Source organism: Caulobacter vibrioides (genome assembly GCF_002310375.3).
Lineage (GTDB): Bacteria > Pseudomonadota > Alphaproteobacteria > Caulobacterales > Caulobacteraceae > Caulobacter > Caulobacter vibrioides_D.
The window spans coordinates 1,889,458-1,912,301 of record NZ_CP023315.3 but is presented as its reverse complement, the minus strand read 5'-3'; the positions used below and the strand labels follow the sequence as shown (position 1 = coordinate 1,912,301).

Genomic DNA, 22,844 nt, shown 5'->3' with positions numbered 1-22,844 from the left:
TATGGTGCGCGGGCAACCGCCGCTCAGGCGCTTCAAGCCATACGAGGCTCGTCGGAGGCGGGCCGAGCGCGTTTGTCTCGCCCTCTCCCGCACCGACGCCATTGCGGTTTGCGCCGCAGCACGCGACAATGCCGCGTGGCGTTCGAAGCGCTAAGGGGAGCCCGTGATTGCTCGTGCGAACAGTCGGCTAGGTCGTTGCGTGGGGGCATTGGCCGTCATGCTGATGGCCCTGCTCGTCGTTCGCGCGCCCGTCGCGACCATTGATCGGCTGCTGCATGACACGGGCCAAACCCACGCGGCCAGCGCCTTCGTAGGTGCGATCGTTGATGCTCCAGAGCATGAGCACGACGGCGACCACAATCACCCAAGCCTCGCGGCCGACCATGACGCGCACGACGCCGGTACAAGCGCGGCGAACGTTACGGATGACGCATCGTCCGATCCGGCCACGCTAAGTCAGCACCATCATCATCACCACCACCATCATGACAGCCCGTCCGTCTATGGGCTGCCGGAAAGCTCAGACCTGACGGTCGCCTGGTCCTCGTCGCCGTCGCTCTTCGGGTCGCAACACGATCTGCGCCAAGGGATCGAGGCGGTCCAACAAGACCGTCCGCCCAAACCCCTCCTCATCTACGTCGCCTGATCCGCGTGGCCCCGCGCCACGCCCCCGCACGTTCGAGGATTTCCTATGACTGCCTCCCACCAAGGCCGCGCCCTGCGGTCCTGGCTGCTCGCCACGGCGCTCGCCTTGGCGACGCCCGTCTTGGCCCATGCCGAGCCCCTGACCTTGCCCGAAGCGCTGAGCCGCGCGGCCAAGGCCGACCCTTCGCGTCCGGCGCTCGCGGCCCGGCTGAACGCCGCCGAAGCCGCTGTCCGTCAAGCCACGGTCCGCCCCAACCCTGTCGTCGGCGTCGAGGTCGAAGACATCGCGGGGAGCGGATCCTACTCGCTGATCGATCGCACCCAGGCGACCGTCTACTATGAGCAAAGCCAGGAGCGCGGCGGCAAGCGCGCCGCCCGTGGCGCTCTGGCCCGCAGCGACATTTCGCTGACGCGCCTGCGCGACGATGTTCGCGTTCTAGATCTGCTGCATGAGGCGGAACTGGCCTGGATCGACGCCGTGGCGGCGGAGGCCGAGGCCCGGCTCGCTGCGGATCGGCTCGCGATCGCCCAGCGCGCTCAGGTCGAGGTCGATCGCCGAGTGAAGGTGGCGCGTGACCCGTTGTTCGCCGGCGCTCGCGCCGACGCCCAGGTCGCGGAGGCCGGGATCGCCTTGTCTCAGGCGCAAGCCAGAGCGACCAACGCCCGCCGCGCGCTGGCCGCCTTCTGGGGTGGCGGCGAGATCGAGATCGATGCGGCCGCGCTGGAGGACCTCTCGCCCGCCGACCAGGTCGCCGGCCCCGCCTCAGCGATCGATCTGGCGTTGATCGAGGCCCAGCGCGGCGTCGCCGCCGCACGGCTTCGCGTCGAGGAGAGCAAGGCTGTCCAGGATCCGACCTGGCGGGCGGGACTGCGTTATCTCAACGACGGAGGCGATGTCGCGGCTGTCATCGGCGGCTCCATTCCGCTGGGCCGTTACGACACCAACAAAGCCGCCATCGAACAGGCTCGCGCGGCGCAGACCGCGAGCGAACTCGACCTGATCGGCGCCAGGAGCGTCTTCGAGCGCAAGATCGCCGCCGTCCAGGCCTCGCTCGCCCAGAAGGCCGGCGAGGCGCGTCGGATCGAGGCGGAGATCGTGCCGGCCAACGCCCGCACCGTCGATCTCGTCCGCGAGGGGTTCAATCGCGGCGGCTTCTCCTATCTCGACGTCATCGAGGCTCAGAAAGCCCTGCTCGAGGCCAAAGCCAGACGGCTCGCTGTTCTCAAGTCCTTCCAGATCGACCGCGCCCAGCTCAATCGCCTGACCGGCGCCTTCACCAGCTTGGTTCCCGCCTCGGAGACCGCCCAATGATCCGCCAGCACTCGCGCCTCGGCGCTTCTCTGGCTCTGGCTTTGGCCGGAGCGCTGACCCTCGCTGCGTGCGGCGAGCGCCCCAAGAGCGCAGAGACCGAGGACCATGCCGCACAGGCCGGCGACTATGAGCGCGGCCCCCATCGCGGCCGCATGCTTCGCGATGGCGACTTCGCCCTGGAGGTCACGATCTTCGAGGACGGGGTGGAACCGCAGTTCCGCGTCTACGCCTATCGCAAGGACAAGCCGATCGCGCCCAGGGACGTCCAGCTTTCGATCACTCTGTCGCGTCTGGACGGCGAGGTGAACCGCTTCGCCTTCACCTCGGTGGAGGACTATCTCCAGGGCGGCGGCGTGGTCCAAGAGCCCCACTCCTTCGACGTGAAGGTGACGGCGTCCTATCGGGGCCAGCAGCAGAGTTGGAGCTATGGGTCCTATGAAGGTCGCACCAGCTTCTCGGCTGCGGCCGCGCAAGCTGGCGGCGTGAAAACCGAAATCGCAGGCGCCGCGCCCATCGCCGAGTTGGTCGACATGGCCGGCCGGGTCGAGATCACCCCTGAGGGCAAGAGCGAGGTTCGGGCCTGGTATCCGGGGCGGATCATGAGCCTGCGCGGGAAACTGGGCCAAACCGTCCGCAAGGGTCAGATCCTGGCGCGCGTGGAGTCCAGCGAAAGCCTCCAGACCTACGCTATCCCGGCCCCGATCAGCGGGGTCATCGTGGAGAAGAACCTCAATGTCGGCGACGTGGCCGGCGATCGGGCGATCTTCGTCATCGCCGATCCGACCAAGCTGCACGCCGAGTTCTTCGTCTACCCGCGCGACGCCGAGAAAGTTCGCGTCGGTCAGCCCGTGGAGGTGCGCAGCCTGTCGGGCGACACCAAGCTGATGGCTGAGGTCGAGGCGGTGCTGCCGACTGCGGACCTCGTCAGCCAGACCCTCGTCGCCCACGCCCACCTGCCCGGCGGCGCGGCCAGCGCCTTCCGGCCCGGCATGGGCGTCGAGGGCTCGTTCCACGTCGGCGCCAGAAGCGCGCCCCTTGCCGTGCGGACCAAGGCCATCCAACGATTCCGCGACTTCCAGGTGGTGTTCGTCAAGGTGGGCGACACCTATGAGGTACGGATGCTGGAACTGGGTCGCCGAACGCCCGAGTGGACCGAGGTCCTGAGCGGGCTCAAGCCCGGCTCCGAGTATGTCACCGACGGCGCCTTCCTCATTCGCGCGGACATCGAAAAGTCCGGCGCGAGCCACGACCACTAAGGAGGGCGACCATGCTTGAACGCATCATCGCCGCCTCGATCCGGCTACGCTGGGTCGTGCTGGCGCTCGTCGCCGTGTCGGCGGCGCTCGGCGTCTGGAGCTTCCAGCGCCTCCCCATCGACGCCACCCCGGACATCACCAACGTCCAGGTCCAGATCAACACCGAAGCACCGGGCCTCTCGCCGCTGGAGACGGAACAGAGGATCACCTTCCCCGTCGAGACGGCGATCGCCGGCCTACCGGGGTTGCAATACACCCGCTCGGTCTCACGCTATGGCCTGTCCCAGGTCACGGTCGTCTTCAAGGACGGGACCGACATCTATTTCGCTCGCCAGTTGGTGGGCGAGCGACTGCAAAGCGCCCGCACCCAGCTGCCCGCCGGCCTGAACCCGGAGATGGGCCCGATCTCAACGGGCCTTGGCGAAATCTTCATGTACACGGTCGAGGCCAAGCCCGGCGCGCGTCGTCCCGACGGCCAGGCCTGGACGCCCGAGGACCTGCGCACGCTGCAGGACTGGGTGATCCGGCCGCAACTGCGCAACACGCCCGGCGTCACCGAGGTCAACACCATCGGCGGCTTCGAGCGGCAGTATCACGTCACGCCCCTGCCCGAACGCCTGTCCGCCTACGGTCTGACCATGGCCAACGTCGTCTCGGCGCTGGAGCACAACAACGCCAATGTCGGGGCGGGTTATGTCGAGCGCTACGGCGAGCAGTACCTGATCCGTGTCCCCGGGCAGGCGACCGGCGTGGAGGACCTTCGCGCCGTCATCGTCGCCAGTCGCAACGGCGCGCCCATCCGCGTGGCCGATGTCGCCGATGTGGGCCTTGGCGAGGAGCTGCGCACCGGCGCGGCCACCGAGAACGGCCAGGAGGTCGTGCTCGGCACCGTCTTCATGTTGGTCGGTGAGAATAGCCGCACCGTGGCGCGCGCCGCCGCCGAACGCCTGGAACAGGCCGCCAAGGCCCTGCCGCCGGGCGTCACGGCAGAGCCGATCTATGACCGCACCGATCTGGTGGATCGAACGATCGCTACCGTCGAAAAGAACCTGATCGAGGGCGCGATCCTGGTGATCGTCGTGCTCTTCCTGCTGCTCGGCAACATCCGCGCGGCCCTGATCACCGCGGCGGTCATTCCGCTGTCGATGCTGCTGACGATCACCGGCATGGTCCAGTCGAAGGTCTCGGGCAACCTGATGAGTCTGGGCGCCCTGGACTTTGGCCTGATCGTCGACGGCGCGGTGATCATCGTCGAGAACTGTCTGCGGCGTCTGGGCCAAGCCCAGCACAGCCAGGGCCGGCTGCTGTCGCGGGACGAGCGCTTTTCCCTGGTGGCCAGCGCGACCAGCGAGGTCATTCGTCCCTCGCTGTTCGGCGTCCTGATCATCACCCTCGTCTATGTCCCGATCTTCGCGCTGACGGGCGTGGAGGGGAAGATGTTCCACCCGATGGCCATCACCGTGGTCATCGCCCTGACCGCCGCCCTGGTGCTGTCTCTGACCTTCGTCCCCGCCGCCGTGGCCATGTTCGTCACCGGCAAGGTCGAGGAGAAGGAAAGCCCGATCATGCGGGGCGCCCGGCGGCTCTACGAACCGGCGCTGGAGACCGCGCTACGCCTGCGTGTCGCCTTCGTAGCCGGTGCGGTCGTGCTGGTGCTGATCGCGGGGCTGGCCGCGTCGCGGATGGGCTCGGAGTTCGTGCCAAGCCTCGACGAGGGCGACATCGCCATGCACGCCCTGCGCATTCCAGGCACCAGCCTCTCCCAAGCCATCGCCATGCAGACGGCGCTTGAGGCCAAGGTCAAGACGCTGCCCGAGGTTGATCGGGTGGTGTCGAAGATCGGCACCGCCGAGGTGGCGACGGACCCCATGCCGCCGTCGGTGGCCGACACCTTCATCATGCTGAAGGACCGTAAGGACTGGCCTGCCCCCAGGAAGCCGCGCGCCGAACTGGTGGCCGAACTCCAGGCTGTCGTCGCCAAGGTCCCGGGCAACAACTACGAGTTCACCCAGCCCATCCAGATGCGGTTCAACGAGTTGCTCTCCGGCGTGCGGGCGGATGTCGCGGTCAAGGTGTTCGGCGACGACCTCGACCAGCTTCTAGAGATCGGCAAGTCGATCGGGAGCGTGGTCGAGGGTGTCGAGGGCGCTGCGGACGTCGGGGTCGAACAGGTCACGGGCTTGCCCGTCCTGCAGATCACGCCCGACCGAGCGGCGCTGGCGCGTCTTGGTCTCAATGTCGACGACGTCCAGTCGGTGGTCGCCACGGCGATCGGCGGCACGGTGACGGGCCAGGTGTTCGAGGGCGACCGACGCTTCGACGTGGTCGTTCGCCTGCCGGAAGCTGTGCGGGGCAAGGTCGACGATATCGGCCGGCTACGCATCCCGCTGCCAGGCACGATCGATGAACCGCGCGGGTTCGTGCCCCTGCAAGACGTCGCGACGATCGAGATGGTGATCGGCCCCAACCAGATCAGCCGCGAGGACGGCAAGCGCCGTGTTGTGGTCACGGCCAATGTTCGAGACCGCGATCTAGGCTCGTTCATCACCGAGCTCGAGCAGAGGGTCGAGGCCGAGGTCGACCTGCCCGAGGGCTACTGGATCACCTACGGTGGAACGTTCGAGCAGCTGATCTCGGCGGCCAAGCGCCTGCAGCTGGTGGTGCCGGCGACCTTGCTGCTGATCTTTGGCCTGCTCTACGCGCTCTTCAGATCGGTCAAGGACGCGGCCATCGTCTTCTCCGGCGTGCCCCTTGCCCTGACCGGAGGGGTGGCGGCGCTGATGCTGCGGGGACTACCGCTGTCGATCTCAGCGGGCGTTGGCTTCATCGCGCTTTCAGGCGTGGCGGTGCTGAACGGCGTGGTGTTGGTCAGCTTCATCCGCTCGCTCCGGCAAGAGGGCGCGGACCTCGACCACGCCATCCGCGAAGGCGCTCTGACGCGCTTGCGCCCCGTACTGATGACCGCCCTGGTGGCGAGCCTGGGCTTTGTGCCCATGGCCTTCAATGTGGGGGCTGGCGCCGAGGTTCAGCGCCCTCTGGCCACGGTCGTAATCGGCGGGATCCTGTCCTCGACCCTGCTGACGCTGGTGGTGCTGCCGGCCCTCTATCGCCTGGTCTACGGCCAAGCTCGGGAGGCGCGGTAGTCGGGCGCGCGCCATTGATCGCCCGGCGGCGCTCGCCGGAGCGGTCAGTGGCGCGCAGCCTTTCGTCGATCTTTACGCCGCCCTTATGCGCGCCCGCCGCTTCCGCATAGAGCCCTTATGCGGCTTCGTAGTCCCTAGCCTCCGACATCCAAGGAGGCCGTGATGGCTGATCTTCTCTACGGGGCGCTGGCGCTTGGCCTGTTCGCCCTGTTCGGCGCGTTCGTCGCCGCGCTGAGGCGCGTCTGACGATGCTTACGAACATTCTCTGGGCCGCCGGCGCGATCGTGATCGCCGGCTACATGGTCGTAGCGATGCTGCGGCCCGACAAGTTCTGACGGACCACTTCCATGACATGGCAAGGATGGGCGGAGATCGCCCTGACCCTGAGCCTGGCGGTCGCCATCGGCTGGCCGCTGGGCGTTTTTCTTTCGCGCGTCTGGAACGGCGAGAAGACCTTTCTCGATCCCGTGATGCGCCCCGTCGAGGGTCTGTTCTACAAGGCCTGCGGCGTTGATCCCAAGAAGAGCCAGAGTTGGCACGCCTATGCGCTGGCGCTGTTAGCCTTCAACCTGATCGGCTTTGTCTTCGTCTATGCGGTGCTGCGCCTGCAGGGCGTGCTGCCGCTGAACCCGCAGGGCTTCCCGGGGCTTTCGGGTCACCTGTCGTTCAACACCGCGATCAGCTTCATCACCAACACCAACTGGCAGAGCTATGCGGGCGAGACCACCATGTCGACGCTCAGCCAGATGCTGGTGCTGACGGTGCAGAACTTCGTCTCGGCCGCCACCGGCGCGACCGTGGCCGCTGCGCTCGCCCGGGCGTTCGTGGCCAATCGCGGCGAGGGCGTCGGCAACTTCTGGGCCGACCTGATCCGAACGACCCTCTACCTGCTGCTGCCCCTGGCCTTCGTGGTCGCGGTCGTTCTGGTCGCCCTGGGCCTGCCCCAGACCCTGGCCGCCGGCGTCACCGCTCACACACTCGAAGGCGCCGAGCAGAAGATCTCGCTCTACGCGGTGGCCTCGCAAGAAGCGATCAAGATGCTGGGCATCAATGGCGGCGGGATCTTCAACGCCAACTCCGCCCACCCGTTCGAGAACCCGACCCCGCTGACCAACCTGATCACGGCGGTCTCGATCAACACCCTGGGCTGGGCGGCCTTCTTCGCCTTCGGTCGCACCGTGCTGGCCAAGAAGGACGTCCGCGCCCTGGTGATCGCCGCCTTCGTGCTGCTGTTTGCGGGCGCCGCCGGCGTCTACGCCACCGAGACCCAGGCCCCGCCGGCTCAGGTCGCCGCCAAGGTCGATACGTCGGTCAACATGGAGGGCAAGGAGGTCCGCTTCGGCGCTCCGGCCACGGCCGCCTGGGTCGCCATGACCACCGGCGCCTCGAACGGCTCGGTCAACGGCATGCACTCCAGCCTGATGCCCCTGGGCGGCGGCATCGCCATGTTCCTGATGCAGCTGGGCGAGATTCTGCCCGGCGGGATCGGCTCGGGCGTCGCCATCATGGTCGTCATGGCCTTGCTGTCGGTGTTCGTCGCCGGCCTGATGGTCGGCCGCACGCCGGAGTATCTGGGCAAGAAAGTCGAAGCGCGGGAGATCCAGTTCTCGATCCTGGCGGTGGTGATCATCCCGCTGTCGATGCTGGGCTTTTCGGGTCTGGCGGCTGTGCTGCCCGAGGCGCTCAAGGGCCTCATGCATAACGGTCCGCACGGCCTGTCGGAGATCCTCTACGCCTATGTCTCGGGCACGGCCAACAACGGCTCCGCCTTCGCGGGCCTCACCGCCAACGCGCCCTGGTGGAACGTGACGCTGGGGATCGCCATGGCGCTGGGCCGCTTCCTGCCGATCGTGGCGGTGCTGGCCATCGCCGGCAGCCTCGTCTCCAAGCCCAAGCTCGCCCCCACCGCCGGCACGCTGCCGACCGACGGCGGTCTCTTCATCGGCCTCCTGATCGGGGTGATCCTGATCCTGGGCGGCCTGCAGTTCTTCCCCGCGATGGCGCTGGGACCGATCGTCGAGCACTTCCAAGCGCTCGGCGCGGTCGCGGCCCTCCGCTGAGTGGTGATCCCATGAGCTCTCTCGATATCCACGCTGGCGAGGGCCGACGCGCCCTGGCCGGCGGCCTCTCCAGCGCCGTGCTCGCTCGCGCGGCCAAGGACGCCTTCCTCAAGCTCGATCCGCGCAAGCTGACCGGCAATCCGGTGATCTTCGCCACCTGGCTGGTGGCCCTGCTGTCGACCGTCTCGGCGGTCGCGGCGGTGGCGACCCATCAGGCGGCGGGCTTCGCCATCCAGATCGCGATCTGGCTGTGGGCCACGGTGCTGTTCGCCAACCTCGCCGAAAGCGTCGCCGAGGGACGCGGCAAAGCGGCGGCCGACAGCCTGCGCGCCACCCGCGTGACCACCAAGGCCAAGCTGCTCGTCGACCCCAAGACCGGGACCTGGATCCCGACCCCGGCCCACAAGCTGGGGATGGGCGAGGTGATCCTGGTCGAGGCCGGCGACGTGATCCCGACCGACGGCGAGATCATCGAAGGCATGGCCAGCGTCAATGAAGCCGCCATCACCGGCGAGAGCGCGCCCGTGATCCGCGAAAGCGGCGGCGACCGCTCGGCCGTCACCGGCGGCACCACGGTCGTCTCTGACTGGATCAAGGTGCGGGTCACGGCCGAGGCGGGCTCGACCTTTCTCGACCGCATGATCGCGATGGTCGAAGGCGCCGACCGCCGCAAGACGCCCAACGAGATCGCCCTGGCCGTGCTCCTGGCGGGCCTCACCCTGATCTTCCTGATCGCGGTCGTGACCCTGCTGGGCCTGGGCAAGTTCTCGGGCGTGGCGCTGGATCCGCTGGTGCTGGGCGCCCTGTTCATCACCCTGATCCCCACGACCATCGGCGGCCTGCTCAGCGCCGTCGGCATCGCCGGCATGGACCGCCTCTTGAAGGTCAATGTCCTGGCCACCTCGGGCCGCGCGGTCGAGGCGGCGGGCGACGTCGACACCCTGCTGCTGGACAAGACCGGCACCATTACCTTCGGCAACCGCATGGCCACCGAGGTCATCCCCGCTCCGGGCGTGCGTTCCGACGTGGCGATGAGGGCGGCCCTGATGGCCTCGCTGGCGGATGAGACGCCGGAAGGCCGCTCGATCATCGAGCTGGCGCGCAACGCCGGCCTGACCGTCGAGCCGCCCCAGGGCGCGACCTCGATCCCGTTCACCGCCCAGACCCGCCAGTCGGGCCTGGATCACGACGGTCGCAGCTGGCGCAAGGGCGCGGTCGACGCCGTCTACCGCTCGCTGGCGCTGGAGCCCCAGAGCATCCCGGCCGAGCTGACCGCCACCGTCGACCGCATCGCCCGCTCGGGCGGAACGCCGCTGGCGGTGAGCGAGGACGGCGTCCTCGTGGGCGTCATCCACCTGAAGGACGTCGTGAAGCCCGGCGTGAAGGAGCGCTTCGCGGACCTTCGCCGTATGGGCCTGCGCACGGTGATGATCACCGGCGACAACCCGGTGACCGCCGCCGCCATCGCCTCGGAGGCCGGCGTCGACGACTTCCTGGCCGAGGCGACCCCCGAGGACAAGCTGCGGCTGATCCGGGAAGAACAGGGCAAGGGTCGCCTGGTGGCCATGTGCGGCGACGGCGCCAATGACGCCCCCGCCCTCGCCCAGGCCGATGTCGGCGTCGCCATGCAGACGGGCGCCCAGGCCGCGCGCGAGGCGGGCAACATGGTCGACCTCGACAGTGACCCCACCAAGGTCCTGGAGATCGTCGAGGTGGGCAAACAGATGCTCATCACCCGCGGCGCCCTGACGACCTTCTCGATCGCCAACGACGTCGCCAAGTACTTCGCCATTATCCCGGCGATGTTCGTGGTGTCCCTGCCCGCCCTGGGCGCGCTGAACGTCATGAATCTTCACAGCCCGCAGAGCGCCATCCTGTCGGCGGTGATCTTCAACGCCCTGATCATCGTCGCCCTGATCCCGCTGGCCCTGAAGGGCGTGAAGTACCGCGCCGTCGGCGCCGGCAAGCTGCTGTCGCGCAACCTGACCCTCTATGGGTTCGGCGGCCTGGTCGCACCGTTTGTCGGCATCAAGCTGATCGACCTCGTGGTCTCGGCCCTGGGTCTGGCGTAAACACGAGCCATCGGAGAGTTATCCGTCATGCTTTCTAATCTTCGCCCCGCCCTGGTTTCGATGGGCCTGTTCACCGCCCTGCTGGGCCTGGCCTATCCGCTGGCCGTCACTGGGGTCGCCCAGGCGGCGTTCCCAGCCCAGGCCAACGGCAGCCTCGTCCGCGACGCCGGCGGCAAGGTGGTTGGCTCGGCCCTGATCGGTCAGGTCTTCGCCAAGCCGGAGTACTTCCACGGTCGTCCTTCGGCTGCGGGCGCCGGCTATGACGCTAGCGCGTCGAGCGGCTCCAACATGGGCCCGCTGAACGAGACCCTGATCGGCCGGCAAAAGACCGATGCGGCCGTCCTGCGGGCCGAGAACCCCGGCGTGGCGATCCCCGCCGACGCCGTGACCACCTCGGGCTCGGGCCTGGATCCGGACATCTCGCCGGCCAACGCCCGCTTCCAGGCTCCGCGGATCGCCAAGGCGCGCGGCGTGCCGCAAAATGAGGTCACGGCGCTGATCGACGCTCAGGTCCAGCAGCCGCTGCTAGGCTTCATCGGGCAGCCCCGCGTCAACGTCCTCGCCCTCAACCGGGCGCTCGACGCTCGCTATCGGCCAATCGCCAGCAAGAAGGACGGCTAGTGCCGGCGGACGACCCGAAACGACCGGACCCCGAGGCGCTCCTGGCCGCCGCAAACAAGGCGCGCCGGGGGCGCCTCAAGGTGTTCCTGGGCATGGCGCCGGGCGTGGGCAAGACCTACGAGATGCTGCGCGCCGCCCGTCGCCGCAAGGCCGAGGGCGCCGATGTGCTCATCGGGGTCGTCGAGACCCACGGCCGGCGCGAGACGGAAGGCCTGCTGCGCGGCATGGACGTCCTGCCCCGCAGGCCGATCGAACATCGCGGTCGCGTCCAGATGGAATTCGACATCGACGCGGCCCTTGAGCGCAAGCCCAAGATCCTGCTGGTCGACGAGTACGCCCACTCCAACGCCATCGGCTCGCGCCATCCCAAGCGCTGGCAGGATGTCGAAGAGCTGCTTGCGGCGGGCATCGATGTCTGGACCACGCTGAACGTCCAGCACCTGGAGAGCCTGGTCGACGTCGTCCAGCGCATCACCGGCGTGCGCCAGCGCGAGACGGTGCCCGACAGCGCCCTCTCTCGCGCCGACGACATCGAGCTGGTGGACATCACGCCCGACGAGCTGCGGGAGCGGATGGCGGCCGGCAAGGTCTATGTCCCCGAGACGGCGCGCCTTGCGGCGGACAACTTCTTCAAGGTCGAGAACCTCACGGCGCTGCGGGAACTGGCGCTGCGCCGGGCGGCCCAGACGGTGGACGATCAGCTGATCGCCACCATGCGCGAGAAGGGGGTCGAGGGGCCCTGGGCCGCCGGCGAACGGATCCTGGTGCTTGTCAGCGGCGACGCCATGGCCGCCACCCTGGTGCGGGCCGGCCGGCGCCTGTCGGACATGATGATGGACGCCCCGTGGACCGTCACCCACGTCGAGCGGACCGATCGGCCACTGGCCAGGGATGGCGACGCCGCCCGGCTGCGCGAGGCCTACCGCCTGGCCGAGCAACTGGGCGGCGCGACGGTGGCCCTCAGCGGCGGGGACATCGTCGACACGGTGATGGCTTACGCCCGCCGTCATAACGTCACCCAGATCGTGATCGGCAAGTCGGTCGAGAGCCGCTGGCGGGAGCTTCTGGGGCGGTCCCTGGCCGGGGCCCTGCTGCGCGAAGCCCGCGGCGTTGCGGTTCACGTCGTCACCGAGGCCGCGCCCGAGCGCGAGCCAAGACCGCCTGCGCCGCTCCGGCCCGATCGTTGGCGCGGCTATGCGGTCGGCGCCCTGTTCATCGCGGCGGCCACGCTGGCGGCCTGGGGACTGGACGTGGCGTTCAATCGCGTCGATCTGGGGATGATCTTCCTGGCGGCGGTCCTGGCGGCCGGCGTTCTGCATGGCTTGCGGCCCGCGCTGGCGGCCGCGACCGTAGCGTTTCTGGTCTACAATTATCTGTTCCTGGAGCCGCGCTACAGTTTCGTGGTCGGCTCGCCCACCGACTTCATCACCCTGGTGGTGTTCTGGGCGGTGGCCTTGGCCTCGGGCGGGCTGGCCGGGCGGGTGCGTGAGCAAGCGCTCGGTTCGCAACGGCGCGCCGCCGCCGTCACCACCCTGCTGGCCGCCAGCCGGACGTTCTCCGCCGCCAGCGGCCGCGACGCCGTGGCCAAGGCGCTGGCCGAACAGGTCTCCGCTGCAGCGGGCGCGCGCGCCGTCGTGCTGCTGCCCCAGGGGGGCGAGATAGCGCTGGCGCACGGCTCACCTGAGCTCGCCCCCCTGGACGCCGCCCAGATGGCCGCCGCGCGCTGGGCTTGGGAAAAGGGCGAAGTCGCCGGCTTCGGGACAGGCACCTTGCCGCAGAGCCGCTGGACTTTCTGGCCGCTGGACGGCGTGCGCGCCCGAACGGGCGTCGCCGGCCTGGCGGCGGGCGCGGCGCCGCCGGGCGCGGACCAGGAGCGCCTCATTCTAGCGCTGTTGGAACAGGGCGCCGTCGCGCTGGAGCGCTCGCAGCTCGCGGCCGAGGCGGTGGAGACCGAGACGCTTCGCCGCGCCGATCGCTTCCGCTCGGCCCTGATGAACTCGGTCAGCCATGACCTGCGCACGCCGCTATCGACGGTGCTGGGGGCTTCCACGACCCTGATCGAGTATGGCGACAAGCTGGCCAAGCCCGTGCGAGAGGACCTTGTCGTCAGCATCCGGGAAGAGGCTGAACGGCTCAATCGCTATGTCGCCAACCTGCTCGACATGACGCGCATCGAGGGCGGCGCCCTGCGCCTGCGGACCGACTGGATCGATGTCCGTGACGTGCTGAACGCCGCCGCCGACCGGGTGTCGCGCCGCCTGGGCGGGCGCGAGCTGGCCCGGGACTTTCCCCGCGAGCTGTCGCTGGTAAAGGCTGACGCGAGCCTGCTGGAACAGGTCGTGGTCAATGTACTGGAGAACGCGATCGCCTACAGCCCGCCCGAGGCGCGCATTGAGATGGCCGCCTATGAGGACCGCTCGAACGTGGTGATCAGCATCGAGGACGAGGGGCGCGGCATCCCGACATCGGAGCTGGAGCGAGTGTTCGACAAGTTCCGCCGTATGGAGGAGCCCAGCGACCGGACGCAAGGAGCCGGCTTGGGGCTTTCGATCGCCAAAGGCTTCATCGACGCGCTGGGCGGACGTATCGCCGCCGCCAGCCCCATTCACGACGGAAAAGGCACGCGGATCCTCATCAGCCTGCCCAAGACCGTCGCGACGCCGCATCACCTGCTATGATGACCCCATGAGCGCGCTTCGCCATCGCATCCTCGTCATCGACGATGAACCGCAGATCCACCGGTTCCTCGGTCCGGCGCTTGATGCGGCCGGCTACGAGGCGTTGCGCGCCGACAGCGGCCAGGAGGGCTTGCGCGGCATCGCCCTTTGGTCTCCCGACGCCGTGGTGCTGGATCTTGGATTACCGGACATGGACGGCAAGGCGGTCTTGGAAAAAGCTCGCGCCTTCTATGAGGGGCCAATCCTGATCCTCTCGGCCCGCGATCGCGAGGTCGAAAAGATCGAGGCGCTGGACCGCGGCGCCAACGACTATGTCGAAAAGCCCTTCGGCGTCGGCGAGCTGCTGGCGCGGCTGCGCGTGGCCTTGAGGCAGTCGGCCGCGCCGCGACGGCCGACCGGGCCCATGTCGTTCGGCGAGGTCATTGTTGATCTTGAGCGACGTTTGGTGACCAAGGCCAGCGTCGCCGTGAAGCTGTCGCCCAAGGAGTTTGAACTCCTCACGAGATTGGCGCTCTCACCTGGCAAGGTGCTGACGCACAAGGAACTCCTGGTCAGCGTCTGGGGCGCCGCCCACGCCGAAGACACCCAGTACCTGCGCGTTTTCGTGGGGCAGCTCAGGCAGAAGCTGGAGGATGATCCAGCACATCCCGCCTTGATCCTGACCGAGCCCGGGGTGGGATATCGCCTTCAGGGCTTGGCCAACTAGCGCCAAGAGCGGACGCCGAAACGCCCCCTAGGACTTGACGGCTCCGCCGTGAGCCCTCTGCGGTTGCGCCACCACGGCCAGGCTGCGACGACGGCGCCATTGGTGTGGGGTGATCCCCAGATGGCGGCGGAACAGACGGGTCAGATGGGCTTGATCGGACAGACCGCAGGCGTCGGCGATCTGGCTCAGACTATCGTCGGTCTCCAGGATCAGGGCCTGAGCCCGCTCCAGACGCCGGCGCATGACGTAGGCGTGGGGCGTTTCGCCGGTGGTGGTCTTGAAGGCGCGGCAGAAGTGGCTGGCGCTCAGTCGCGCGCGCTGGGCCAGGTGTTCCACGAGAATCCGCTGATCCAGATGGGCGTCGACGAACGCTGCGACCTGCTTGACCTGCCAAGGCGCCAAGACCCCGCGCGCTGGCGGCGGCGGGGCGGGCGTCGGCTCGACCCGGCGGTCATACGCCTGTGCGGACCAGACCGAAATCGACCTCAGCAAGGCCTGCAGCTGGTTCAAACTCTGGCGAGCGAGCGCATCGCGGTCGAGCGCGCCGTCCATCTCGGCGAGCAGACGGAAGGCGATCGGACCCAGGTTCTCCAAATCATTTTCGACGAGAGCGTTCGTCATGTCGGGCGGCTCCAGGCTTTGTCCTGAAGCTAGACTGAAGGGCGGCGCTCTTGGTCGCCATCGCACCACGGTTTGATTGGCTAGAGACTTGGTCTGCTTACGCTATTCGAAGGTATAGGCGGGTGGCGCGAGCGGTGTTTGGGCGGCTCTATGGGAGTAGCGGGCAAGCAAGGCGGAGCGCCCTCCCCTGGACGTCAAATCGGCTCTGCAATGACGCGCTCGCGCCAAGACTCCGGCCCAAACAAACCGCCCCCGTCGCGCCAGATGGCGCGCGGGGGCGTTTGCTGTTGTCGCTGACTGGAAAGGTTGGTTCAGGCGTGACCTGGACGCCCGGCCTCGAACAGGAACCAGACGCGTCGCTCGGTCTCGTCGATCCAGGTTTCCAGGAGGCTTGCGGTGGCGATATCGCCGCTCTCGTCGCAGACGACATGCACTGCGTGCATCCGCTTGGCCAAATCTGCGTTGTCGTCCCGAAGTTCAGCCAGCATATCCAGCGGATCGACATAGTCGGCGTCGTTGTCCAGCACCCGCTGAAGCCGAGCGATGTGGCCAACCGATCTCAACGTCACCCCACCGATCTTTCGCACACGCTCGGCGATGGGATCCGTCATGGCCAGGACCTGGTCACCCTGCTCGTCGAGCATGAGGTGGTAATCGCGAAAGCGCGGTCCCGACATGTGCCAATGGAAGTTCTTGGTCTTCAGGTAGAGGGCGAAGACGTCGGCCAGCAGGGCGTTCAAGGCGCCGCTAATGTCTAGAACGGCCGCGTCCGCAAGTCCGATGGGCGTGCGTAGGGGCGCCCGTCGGCGCGTTTCGAGTGTTTGGCGATCCATGTCGGCGCCCTCCTGAGCGTGGTTTCGGCTTGTGACCGTAAGCGGGAGGCTGGCCGGGGTCTTGGATCGGCGTGGGAGGATTTGAACCGATCCGCCGTAGCGTCTTCAGCGGGCCTCGCGTCGCCCTACGAGGGCTTGCGCCTGAAGCGCGGTCGCGACCAGGGCCGCCACGCCGCCAAGACCGACCACCCCGCTCCATCCCGCCGCGCCCCACGCTAGGGTCGCCAGGGCCGATCCGGCCGCGCCGCCCAGGAACATCGATCCCATGAACAGGGTGTTCAACCGGCCTCGAGCTTCGGGGCGCAGGGCGTAGACCACGTGCTGGTTCGACACCAAAGCGCTCTGAACCGCGAAATCCAGCAACACCACCCCCGCGACGAGCCCCGCGAGAGAGGTCCAGACGCCGAAGACGATCCAGGACACCAAGGTCAGCGCCGCGCCCATCACGATGACGGCGCGCGGTCCACGACGATCGGCGATACGCCCGGCGATCGGGGCTGCGACAATGCCGATGGCGCCGACGACGCCGAACAGGCCCGCCACATCGGCCCCGAGACCAAAGCGCGGCTGCTGCAGGCGCCAGGCCAGGACCGTCCAGAAGGCGGCGAAGGCGCCGAACAACAGAGCCTGGGTCGCAGCCACCAGTCGCAGCTCAGGCAAGGCGCGCCAGAGATCGACGAGCGAGCGCATCAAGGCGGGATACGACAGGCTACCGTCGGGCCGACTGGTGGGCAGGGTCGCCCACATCAGACCGCCAGCGGCGAGCGCGAGCGGCGCCCCGAGCCAGAACATCTCGCGCCAGCCGGCATGCTGACCGACAAAGCCCGCGACTGTGCGGCTGAGGAGTATCCCGCAGAGCACGCCGGCCATCACCGTTCCCACCGTCGCGCCGCGCTTTTCCGGCGCCGCAAGATGCGCGGCCAGGGGGACGATCTGCTGCGCCACGGTCGCCGTGACGCCGACGACCAGTGAGGCGGCGAGCACCAGGGCCGCGCCCGGAGCGATCGCGACGGCGGCGAGGGCCAAGGCCAGGATCGCGAACTGGATGACGATCATACGCTTGCGCTCGACAAGATCGCCGAGCGGCAGCAGGAGAAAAAGACCGAGGGCATAGCCGAGCTGGGTGATGGTCGGCACATAGCGCGTCGCCTCGCCGGGGAGATCACGCGCCATCAGGCCCAGCATCGGCTGGTTGTAGTAGATGTTGGCCACGGCCAACCCCGCCGCCAGCGCCATCGCGAAGATCAAGCCTCCGCCGGCGAAGGGCGTTGATCGGGGCGCCGAGGCATGGGCGGGGGTGGGTGCGTTCATCGGATCGTGTCCGTTGTGGTCGTCAGCGCTTGTGCCGCGCCACCCACGCATCGTCTTGAATCGCCTTGCGCTTTAGTCGAGACCGAAAACCTGACGGCAGGTTGCTGCTGCGGCGGCGCGGACCATACGATGGTGTGGCTTGCCTGCGCCGCCCCTCCGGCCCGACAATGCTCAAATGGCTTATGGAACTCACCTGCTTGAAGCTCCGGTGTGGCCGGGCGCCCGCTCGGCGACGAGGTCGGGCGGGCGCGCGATCAGGAGCGGCGAATTCGTGTCAAAGACGCCCACGGCGCAACAGGCCGACGTCATCATCATCGACGACGATTCCTTGATGCGTCAGTCGCTGGACAGCCTCTTCCGCTCCATAGGGCTCACCACCCTCGCCTATGCCAGCGGCCAGGAAATGCTGGACGCCCCGGAGCCCCTGGCGCCCTGCTGCATCGTTCTGGACGTGCGCATGCCCCAGATGGGCGGCTTTGAGTTCAGCACGAAGCTGGCCGAGCGCGGCTGGAGAATCCCGATCGTGTTCATGACGGGGCATGGCGACATCCCGATGTCGGTCCGCGCGATGAAGAGCGGCGCCGTCGACTTCCTGCCCAAGCCGTTCCGGGAACAGGACATGATCGACGCTGTCCAGGCCGCGCTGGATCACGCCAAGGCTTATCTCGCGGAGCAGGCCCATGGCGTCGCGCTTCTCACGCGCTGGGAGCTGCTGACGCCCCGCGAGCGACAGGTTTTCGACGGCGTCGCGCGCGGGCTTCTGAACAAGCAGATCGCAGGTGATCTCGGATTGTCCGAGATCACGGTGAAACTGCATCGCGCCAGCATGCTCAAGAAGATGGGCGTCCGCACCGTGGCCGATCTGGTCCGGATTTCCGAAGCGCTGGCGCTCGTGCGTCCGCACGACTAGCCGCAACCGTCTTCACCGCTCCATCGCCGAGCGCGTGTCGAGGATCAGAGGAATCCCGTTTTGCCACCAGCCGTCATAGCCGTGATCGACGACGATGCGCTGGTTCGCGCCGCGATCGCGAGCTTGATCCGGTCGTACGACTATCAAACCATCGTCTTTGCGTCCGCCGCCGAGTTTCTCGCTACCCCGCCAGAGGCGGTCAGCTGCATCGTCTCGGATCTGCAGATGCCCGAGCTGACGGGCTTGGACTTGGCGCGGGCCCTCCACGCCGCCGACGGGCCGCCGCTGATCCTGATGACGGCGCACTCGACGCCCAGCGCCCGCCAGGACGCGGCGGACGCCGGAGTCCGCGCCGTGCTTGAAAAGCCGCTCGACCCTGAGGTTTTGGTCGCCGTGATCCGGGACGCGATTACAGACCGCGCCTGATCGCTCGGCGACGCCGCCTGAGGCTCAGGCCAGAACGGGCAGGACGAAGGTGAAGCACGTACCGCCAACGTCCCGGCGTCGGGCCGACAGCGTCCCTCCATGCGCCTCGATGATCGATCGCCCGATGGCCAATCCCATGCCCATGCCTTTGGACTTGGTTGTGAACAACGGCATGAAGATCTGATCGATCTGGTCAGGCGGAATGCCGCCGCCCGTATCCTCCACGCGCACCGCTAGAGTGGCGCCTTCGACCGTCGAGCTGATGATCAGGGCGCGGCTGTCTCGCGGCTGGGCGGACAGAGCGTCCAGCGCGTTGGTGACCAGATTCAGGACGATCTGCTGCAGTTGGACCCGATCGCCCATCACCTGGGTCTGTCCAGCCGCCAGATGGCAGGTCAGGGTTACGGCCTGCGCCTCGACCTCGGGCTGGGTCAGGCGGACCACGTCCTCAATGACCGCGTCCAGCGTAAGCGGCTCCATGGACGCGTAGTCCTGTTTCGCCAGGGAGCGTAGAGAGGCGATGATCGCCGCCGCGCGTTCGGCCCCGGCCCTGATGCCGGCCAGGCCCGCCACCGCCTCATCGATGTCGGGGACCTCGCGGCGCAACCAGCGCAGGCTGGCGTCGGCGCTGCCCAGGATGCTGGCGAGCGGCTGGTTGACCTCATGGGCGATCGACGCGGCGAGCCCGCCCATCATGGCAAGGTGGGCCGTACGCGATAGTTCGGTCCGCGCGAGACGTAGCGCTGCATCGGCCTGGGACTTGCGCTCATGGTCCGCAAGCAACTGCGAATGGCGTTGCGCGACGCGCAAGGCCGCGGCCGAATGATCCGCCAGCAGCATGAGCGCCTGGCCATCGTGACGTCGCATTTCGCCGGAGGGCGAGGTCAGGTAGACCATGCCGACCAGGACATCGTCCTTGCGCAGGGCGACACCCAGGCCGGTATCGGCCAGGCTGTCGAGGACCGGCTCGTTGGCGCGCAGCAAGCGGTTGAGCATCGCCGCAGGGATCCGATCTTCGGTCGGCACCAGGGCCGAAAGGCGGATGTCGAGCCCCGCCTCGCTCCGAAAGCCGATGGCTTCGATCATCGGATCGCTGTCCTTCATCAGGACGAGCATGCCCGTGGCGGCCCCGGCATGGTCGATGAAGGCGCCGAGCACGAGCTGCAACAGGCGGGGCAGCTCGATCTCGCCCGTCATCGCCCGGATCGAAGCGAGAATGGCCGTCAGATCCGAGGGGCCGCGCGCCACACCGCCAGAGGCTGCAGCCTTAGCCTTAAGGATGGCCGTCTTGGCCTCCGCGCCCCAGGCCGCGTAGTCATATTGCGCGGCGGCGTAGTAACGCCCCGCCAGAAGGGCGAGCCCCTCTTGCTGGCAGAGATCGCCGGCCAGTTCCTCCGCCAGCGCCCGCTCATGTCCGAAATCGCCCGAAGCGGCGATCGCCTCGTCAAGCAGCCGCAGGGCTTGCAGAGGTTCGCCGCGCAGGCGCGCCACCTCCGCCTCGACCATCAGCAGGCGATGTTCGAAGGTTTCGCGATTACGCGACCGCCACAGGGACAGCTTTGCGTACAGCGGCCGGATGGCGACCAGCGCCTGTTCGGCGTCTTCGTGGCGCGCGGCGTTCAGCGCGCTGAACAGCGTCAGATAGGCCAGATCGATATGGGCCGGCAGCGACCAGGCCAGGGCGTCAGCCTCCGCGAGGGCCTTGGCCGCGTGCGCGTAATCCCCAAACCAATAGGCGGCCACGCCATCGTAGAGCTTGAGCCAGCACGCGGTTGAGGCCGACACCACCGTATCGGTCTCCTCGCGCGGCTCCGTCGCGTCGCCAAGCTGCATGCGACGGATGAAGTCGTGCTGGGCCTGGATGAGAATCTCGATGTCGCGAAAGCCTAGCCGGCGCGCGAACTCGACACCTTGTCGCGCGTCCTTTTCCACGGCGTCGAGCGGCCGGCCCATCTGGATCAGGTCTGAGACAAGATGATTGCGCGCATAGCAGCTCATCGCCAGATCGCCGGCGGCCTTGGCCGCAGCGATGGCGTCGTGGACACGCTCCAAGGCGTAGCGAAACGGCTGGGTCCAGGGGCTCAGTTGGTCCATGGCGATCAGCGTCGCGGTGCGCGGACCTTCAAAGCCATGGCGATCAACCAGTTCGAGCGCCGTCTGGACATAGGCGAAGCCGTCCTCGTGGCGATCATAGAGGTGGGCGATCATCACGCCGTACCAGGCCAGACCATAGGCGCTGTTCGACGAGATGCCCTCGGCGAGGGTCAGCTCCACGATCTTGGCCACGTGGGTGAAGAGCAGACGATCACCCGAAAAGGTCGCCACGATCAGCGTCGAGAGCAGCGAGGTGGACAAAGCCGACGCGGGATTGTCGCTCAATGGACGTTCAGCGAAGGCCGTGTCGGGGCGGTCCCCCATCATCGCGCGGATTCGCTCCGCAGCGTCGCGGCAGACCTGCTCGGTTGGCCAGCGTTCAAGCCTGTGTCCCAGCAGCTCCAGGCCACTCAGCGCGGCGCCGATGGCGCCGTCATAGTCCGACTGGACCGTCCGGAGTATAGCCAGCAGCCTATAGGTTTCGGCCTGGCCCAACGGGTCCAGATCATGCGCCAGAAGCTCGGCCAGCCCGGCCTCTGCGTCGTTGATCCGCCCTCGCGTCATCAGACTGGTCGCGCTGACCTGCTTGATCGCCTGGACCAGGCCGAGGTGATCTTTCCACCAGCTTGGCTTCAAGAGGGCGTCGGCGGCGTCGATATAGGCGGCCGCCTGCTCCAGAGACCCGCTGGTGGTCGCCAGTTCGGCCGCACGGCGCAGGGTCGTGGCGAACCGCAGGCGGGTCCCGCTCCGCAGATGGTCCACAGTGTCGCCATCGACAGCCTTCAGGATCAGGCCGGCGACCCGCAAGAGCTCGCCGGGCCTGTCCGTCGAGCCGAACGCCAGCATCAGCCGCGCGGCGCGGGCGTACTGGGCGGGCCGATCAGCGACGGGCGTCAGCAGACGCGCGGCTTCCTGGACGCGATCATGGGAGAAGCCGTAGCCATGTTCCACCGGCCGAAGGAGACCCTGCTCCACCAGACTCTGGACGGCGGCCTGGAGCCCATCCGCCGTGCGCCGGGCGAGCGCGGCCAGCAAGGTCAGCTCCGCATGGCCGCCCGCAATATCCAGAGCCGCGACGACGGCCCGCTGGGCGGGCTGCAGATTCTGGAGCTTCTCGGTCATGAAAGACCGCACGTCTCCAGGCCGGCTGGTTCCCAGCGTCGACCCGATCGCCGCGACTTCGGCGGCCTCTGAGTCGGCGACCTCCGAACGCAGAAGCTGCTCGATGAAGAAGGGGTTGCCTTGCGTCCGCGCGTGTAGGGCGCTCGCCTGCCGGGTCATCTCGTCCCGCGACACGCCCTCGCGGCCAAATTGCGCCAGGACTTCAACGGTGTCCGCGACTGAAAGCGGCTCGAGACCGATCTCCGTCATCGGCAAAGGCGTCGCCCTCAACCGCGCCAGCCAGTCATCCTTGTGCGGGTTCGCACCGGCCTCCGAGCTGCGGAGAGTCAGCACGATCAGCACATTCTGAGGGGGCGTTTCGGCCAGAGCCAGGAGCACGTCGAGTGTCGCGGGATCGGCCCATTGGACGTCGTCGACAAGCAGGATCAGAGGGCGCCCGGGCGCAGCGAAAGCCTCGAACATCGCCGTAAAGCAGCGCTGCAGGCGGGCCTGAGCGAGCGCCGGCGGCACATCCCGCCCCCTCGGCGGCCGACCGGTCAGCACCTCCGCTTCCGGCGCCAGGTCCAGAAGCGGTCGCCCATGGGCGCCCAGGGTGGATAGAAGCCTCGCGCGGACGGCGTCGAGCGTGTCGTCGCCCTCGCCCAGGACGTCGGCGATCAACATCCGCACGGCCTGAACAAGCGCCGCCAGGGTCACGCCGTCCTGCAGAGTCTCGCACTTGCCGAAGGCGAAGCGGGAATGTTCCTGCGCGATCAAGGCGCGAACGCGGTGGGCCAGCGCCGACTTGCCGATCCCAGGAACGCCGGAAATCAAGACCAGTTCGGAGCGGCCGCTCGCGAAAACCCGGTTGAAGGCGTCCACGAGGATTGCGGTTTCACGGAGCCGGCCAAACAGACGTTTTGAACTGTGAGGCGTCATCTAAACGGCCCCAGAGACAGGCGGCTGGCTCGCCCAAGTCGGCGCGAAGTCAGTGTTTGGCTCGTCTCGATCCATGCCGTCCAAGCTCGCCAAGTCACAACCAATCTCTGCGACCC

At 67.9% G+C, this 22,844-nt stretch carries 15 protein-coding genes; 11 read left to right on the top strand and 4 right to left on the bottom strand.

Annotated features, from left to right (window positions below; genetic code table 11):
• The first annotated feature begins 217 nt into the window (after window positions 1–217).
• The 9 genes from CA606_RS09090 (at window position 218) to CA606_RS09050 (ending at window position 14,493) form a co-directional block, all read left to right on the top strand.
• Window positions 218–646 carry a hypothetical protein gene (locus CA606_RS09090; protein ID WP_181242864.1) on the top strand — a complete coding sequence of 143 codons (429 nt, stop codon included), beginning with the start codon at window positions 218–220 and terminating at the stop codon, window positions 644–646.
• Window positions 647–691: 45 nt separating this feature from the next.
• Window positions 692–1,957: a TolC family protein gene (locus CA606_RS09085; protein ID WP_096051426.1), complete on the top strand. Its 1,266-nt coding sequence runs from the start codon at window positions 692–694 to the stop codon at window positions 1,955–1,957.
• Window positions 1,954–3,213, top strand: coding sequence for an efflux RND transporter periplasmic adaptor subunit (locus tag CA606_RS09080; RefSeq protein WP_096051427.1), 1,260 nt, complete (start codon window positions 1,954–1,956; stop codon window positions 3,211–3,213). Before CA606_RS09085 ends, CA606_RS09080 begins: the two co-directional genes overlap by 4 nt.
• Window positions 3,214–3,224: 11 nt before the next feature.
• Complete coding sequence (locus CA606_RS09075; protein ID WP_096051428.1) at window positions 3,225–6,356, top strand: efflux RND transporter permease subunit; 3,132 nt, start codon at window positions 3,225–3,227, stop codon at window positions 6,354–6,356.
• A gap of 347 nt (window positions 6,357–6,703) precedes the next feature.
• Window positions 6,704–8,416 carry a potassium-transporting ATPase subunit KdpA gene (gene kdpA, locus CA606_RS09070; protein ID WP_096051429.1) on the top strand — a complete coding sequence of 571 codons (1,713 nt, stop codon included), beginning with the start codon at window positions 6,704–6,706 and terminating at the stop codon, window positions 8,414–8,416.
• An 11-nt stretch (window positions 8,417–8,427) separates the two neighbouring features.
• A complete protein-coding gene (gene kdpB / locus CA606_RS09065; protein ID WP_096051430.1) occupies window positions 8,428–10,488 on the top strand; it encodes a potassium-transporting ATPase subunit KdpB in 2,061 nt (686 codons plus the stop codon).
• 27 nt (window positions 10,489–10,515) lie between these two features.
• Complete coding sequence (gene kdpC / locus CA606_RS09060; protein ID WP_096051431.1) at window positions 10,516–11,109, top strand: potassium-transporting ATPase subunit KdpC; 594 nt, start codon at window positions 10,516–10,518, stop codon at window positions 11,107–11,109.
• Window positions 11,109–13,787, top strand: coding sequence for a sensor histidine kinase (locus tag CA606_RS09055; protein WP_096051432.1), 2,679 nt, complete (start codon window positions 11,109–11,111; stop codon window positions 13,785–13,787). Before kdpC ends, CA606_RS09055 begins: the two co-directional genes overlap by 1 nt.
• Before the next feature lie 7 nt (window positions 13,788–13,794).
• Entirely contained in the window at window positions 13,795–14,493 is a 699-nt protein-coding gene (locus tag CA606_RS09050; protein ID WP_096051433.1) for a winged helix-turn-helix domain-containing protein, read from the top strand.
• A gap of 27 nt (window positions 14,494–14,520) precedes the next feature.
• On the opposite strand, the gene CA606_RS09045 is transcribed toward CA606_RS09050, so the two are convergent.
• The 3 genes from CA606_RS09045 to CA606_RS09035 form a co-directional block, all read right to left on the bottom strand.
• Entirely contained in the window at window positions 14,521–15,114 is a 594-nt protein-coding gene (locus CA606_RS09045) for a helix-turn-helix domain-containing protein (protein ID WP_096051434.1), read from the bottom strand.
• Between the two features lie 311 nt (window positions 15,115–15,425).
• Window positions 15,426–15,947 (bottom strand): Dps family protein, encoded by a 522-nt coding sequence (locus CA606_RS09040; protein ID WP_096051435.1) that lies wholly within the window; start codon window positions 15,945–15,947, stop codon window positions 15,426–15,428.
• Window positions 15,948–16,052: 105 nt separating this feature from the next.
• Entirely contained in the window at window positions 16,053–17,258 is a 1,206-nt protein-coding gene (locus CA606_RS09035; protein WP_096051436.1) for an MFS transporter, read from the bottom strand.
• A gap of 271 nt (window positions 17,259–17,529) precedes the next feature.
• Here CA606_RS09035 and CA606_RS09030 point away from each other — a divergent pair, with 271 nt between their 5' ends.
• The gene (locus CA606_RS09030) at window positions 17,530–18,168 is read left to right on the top strand and encodes a response regulator transcription factor (RefSeq protein WP_233282191.1); all 639 of its coding nucleotides are present in this window, start codon (window positions 17,530–17,532) and stop codon (window positions 18,166–18,168) included.
• A gap of 81 nt (window positions 18,169–18,249) precedes the next feature.
• Complete coding sequence (locus tag CA606_RS09025) at window positions 18,250–18,594, top strand: response regulator transcription factor (RefSeq protein WP_181242863.1); 345 nt, start codon at window positions 18,250–18,252, stop codon at window positions 18,592–18,594.
• Window positions 18,595–18,618: 24 nt separating this feature from the next.
• Here CA606_RS09025 and CA606_RS09020 read toward each other — a convergent pair whose 3' ends face one another.
• Window positions 18,619–22,728: a trifunctional serine/threonine-protein kinase/ATP-binding protein/sensor histidine kinase gene (locus CA606_RS09020; protein ID WP_096051439.1), complete on the bottom strand. Its 4,110-nt coding sequence runs from the start codon at window positions 22,726–22,728 to the stop codon at window positions 18,619–18,621.
• Window positions 22,729–22,844 lie beyond the last annotated feature (116 nt).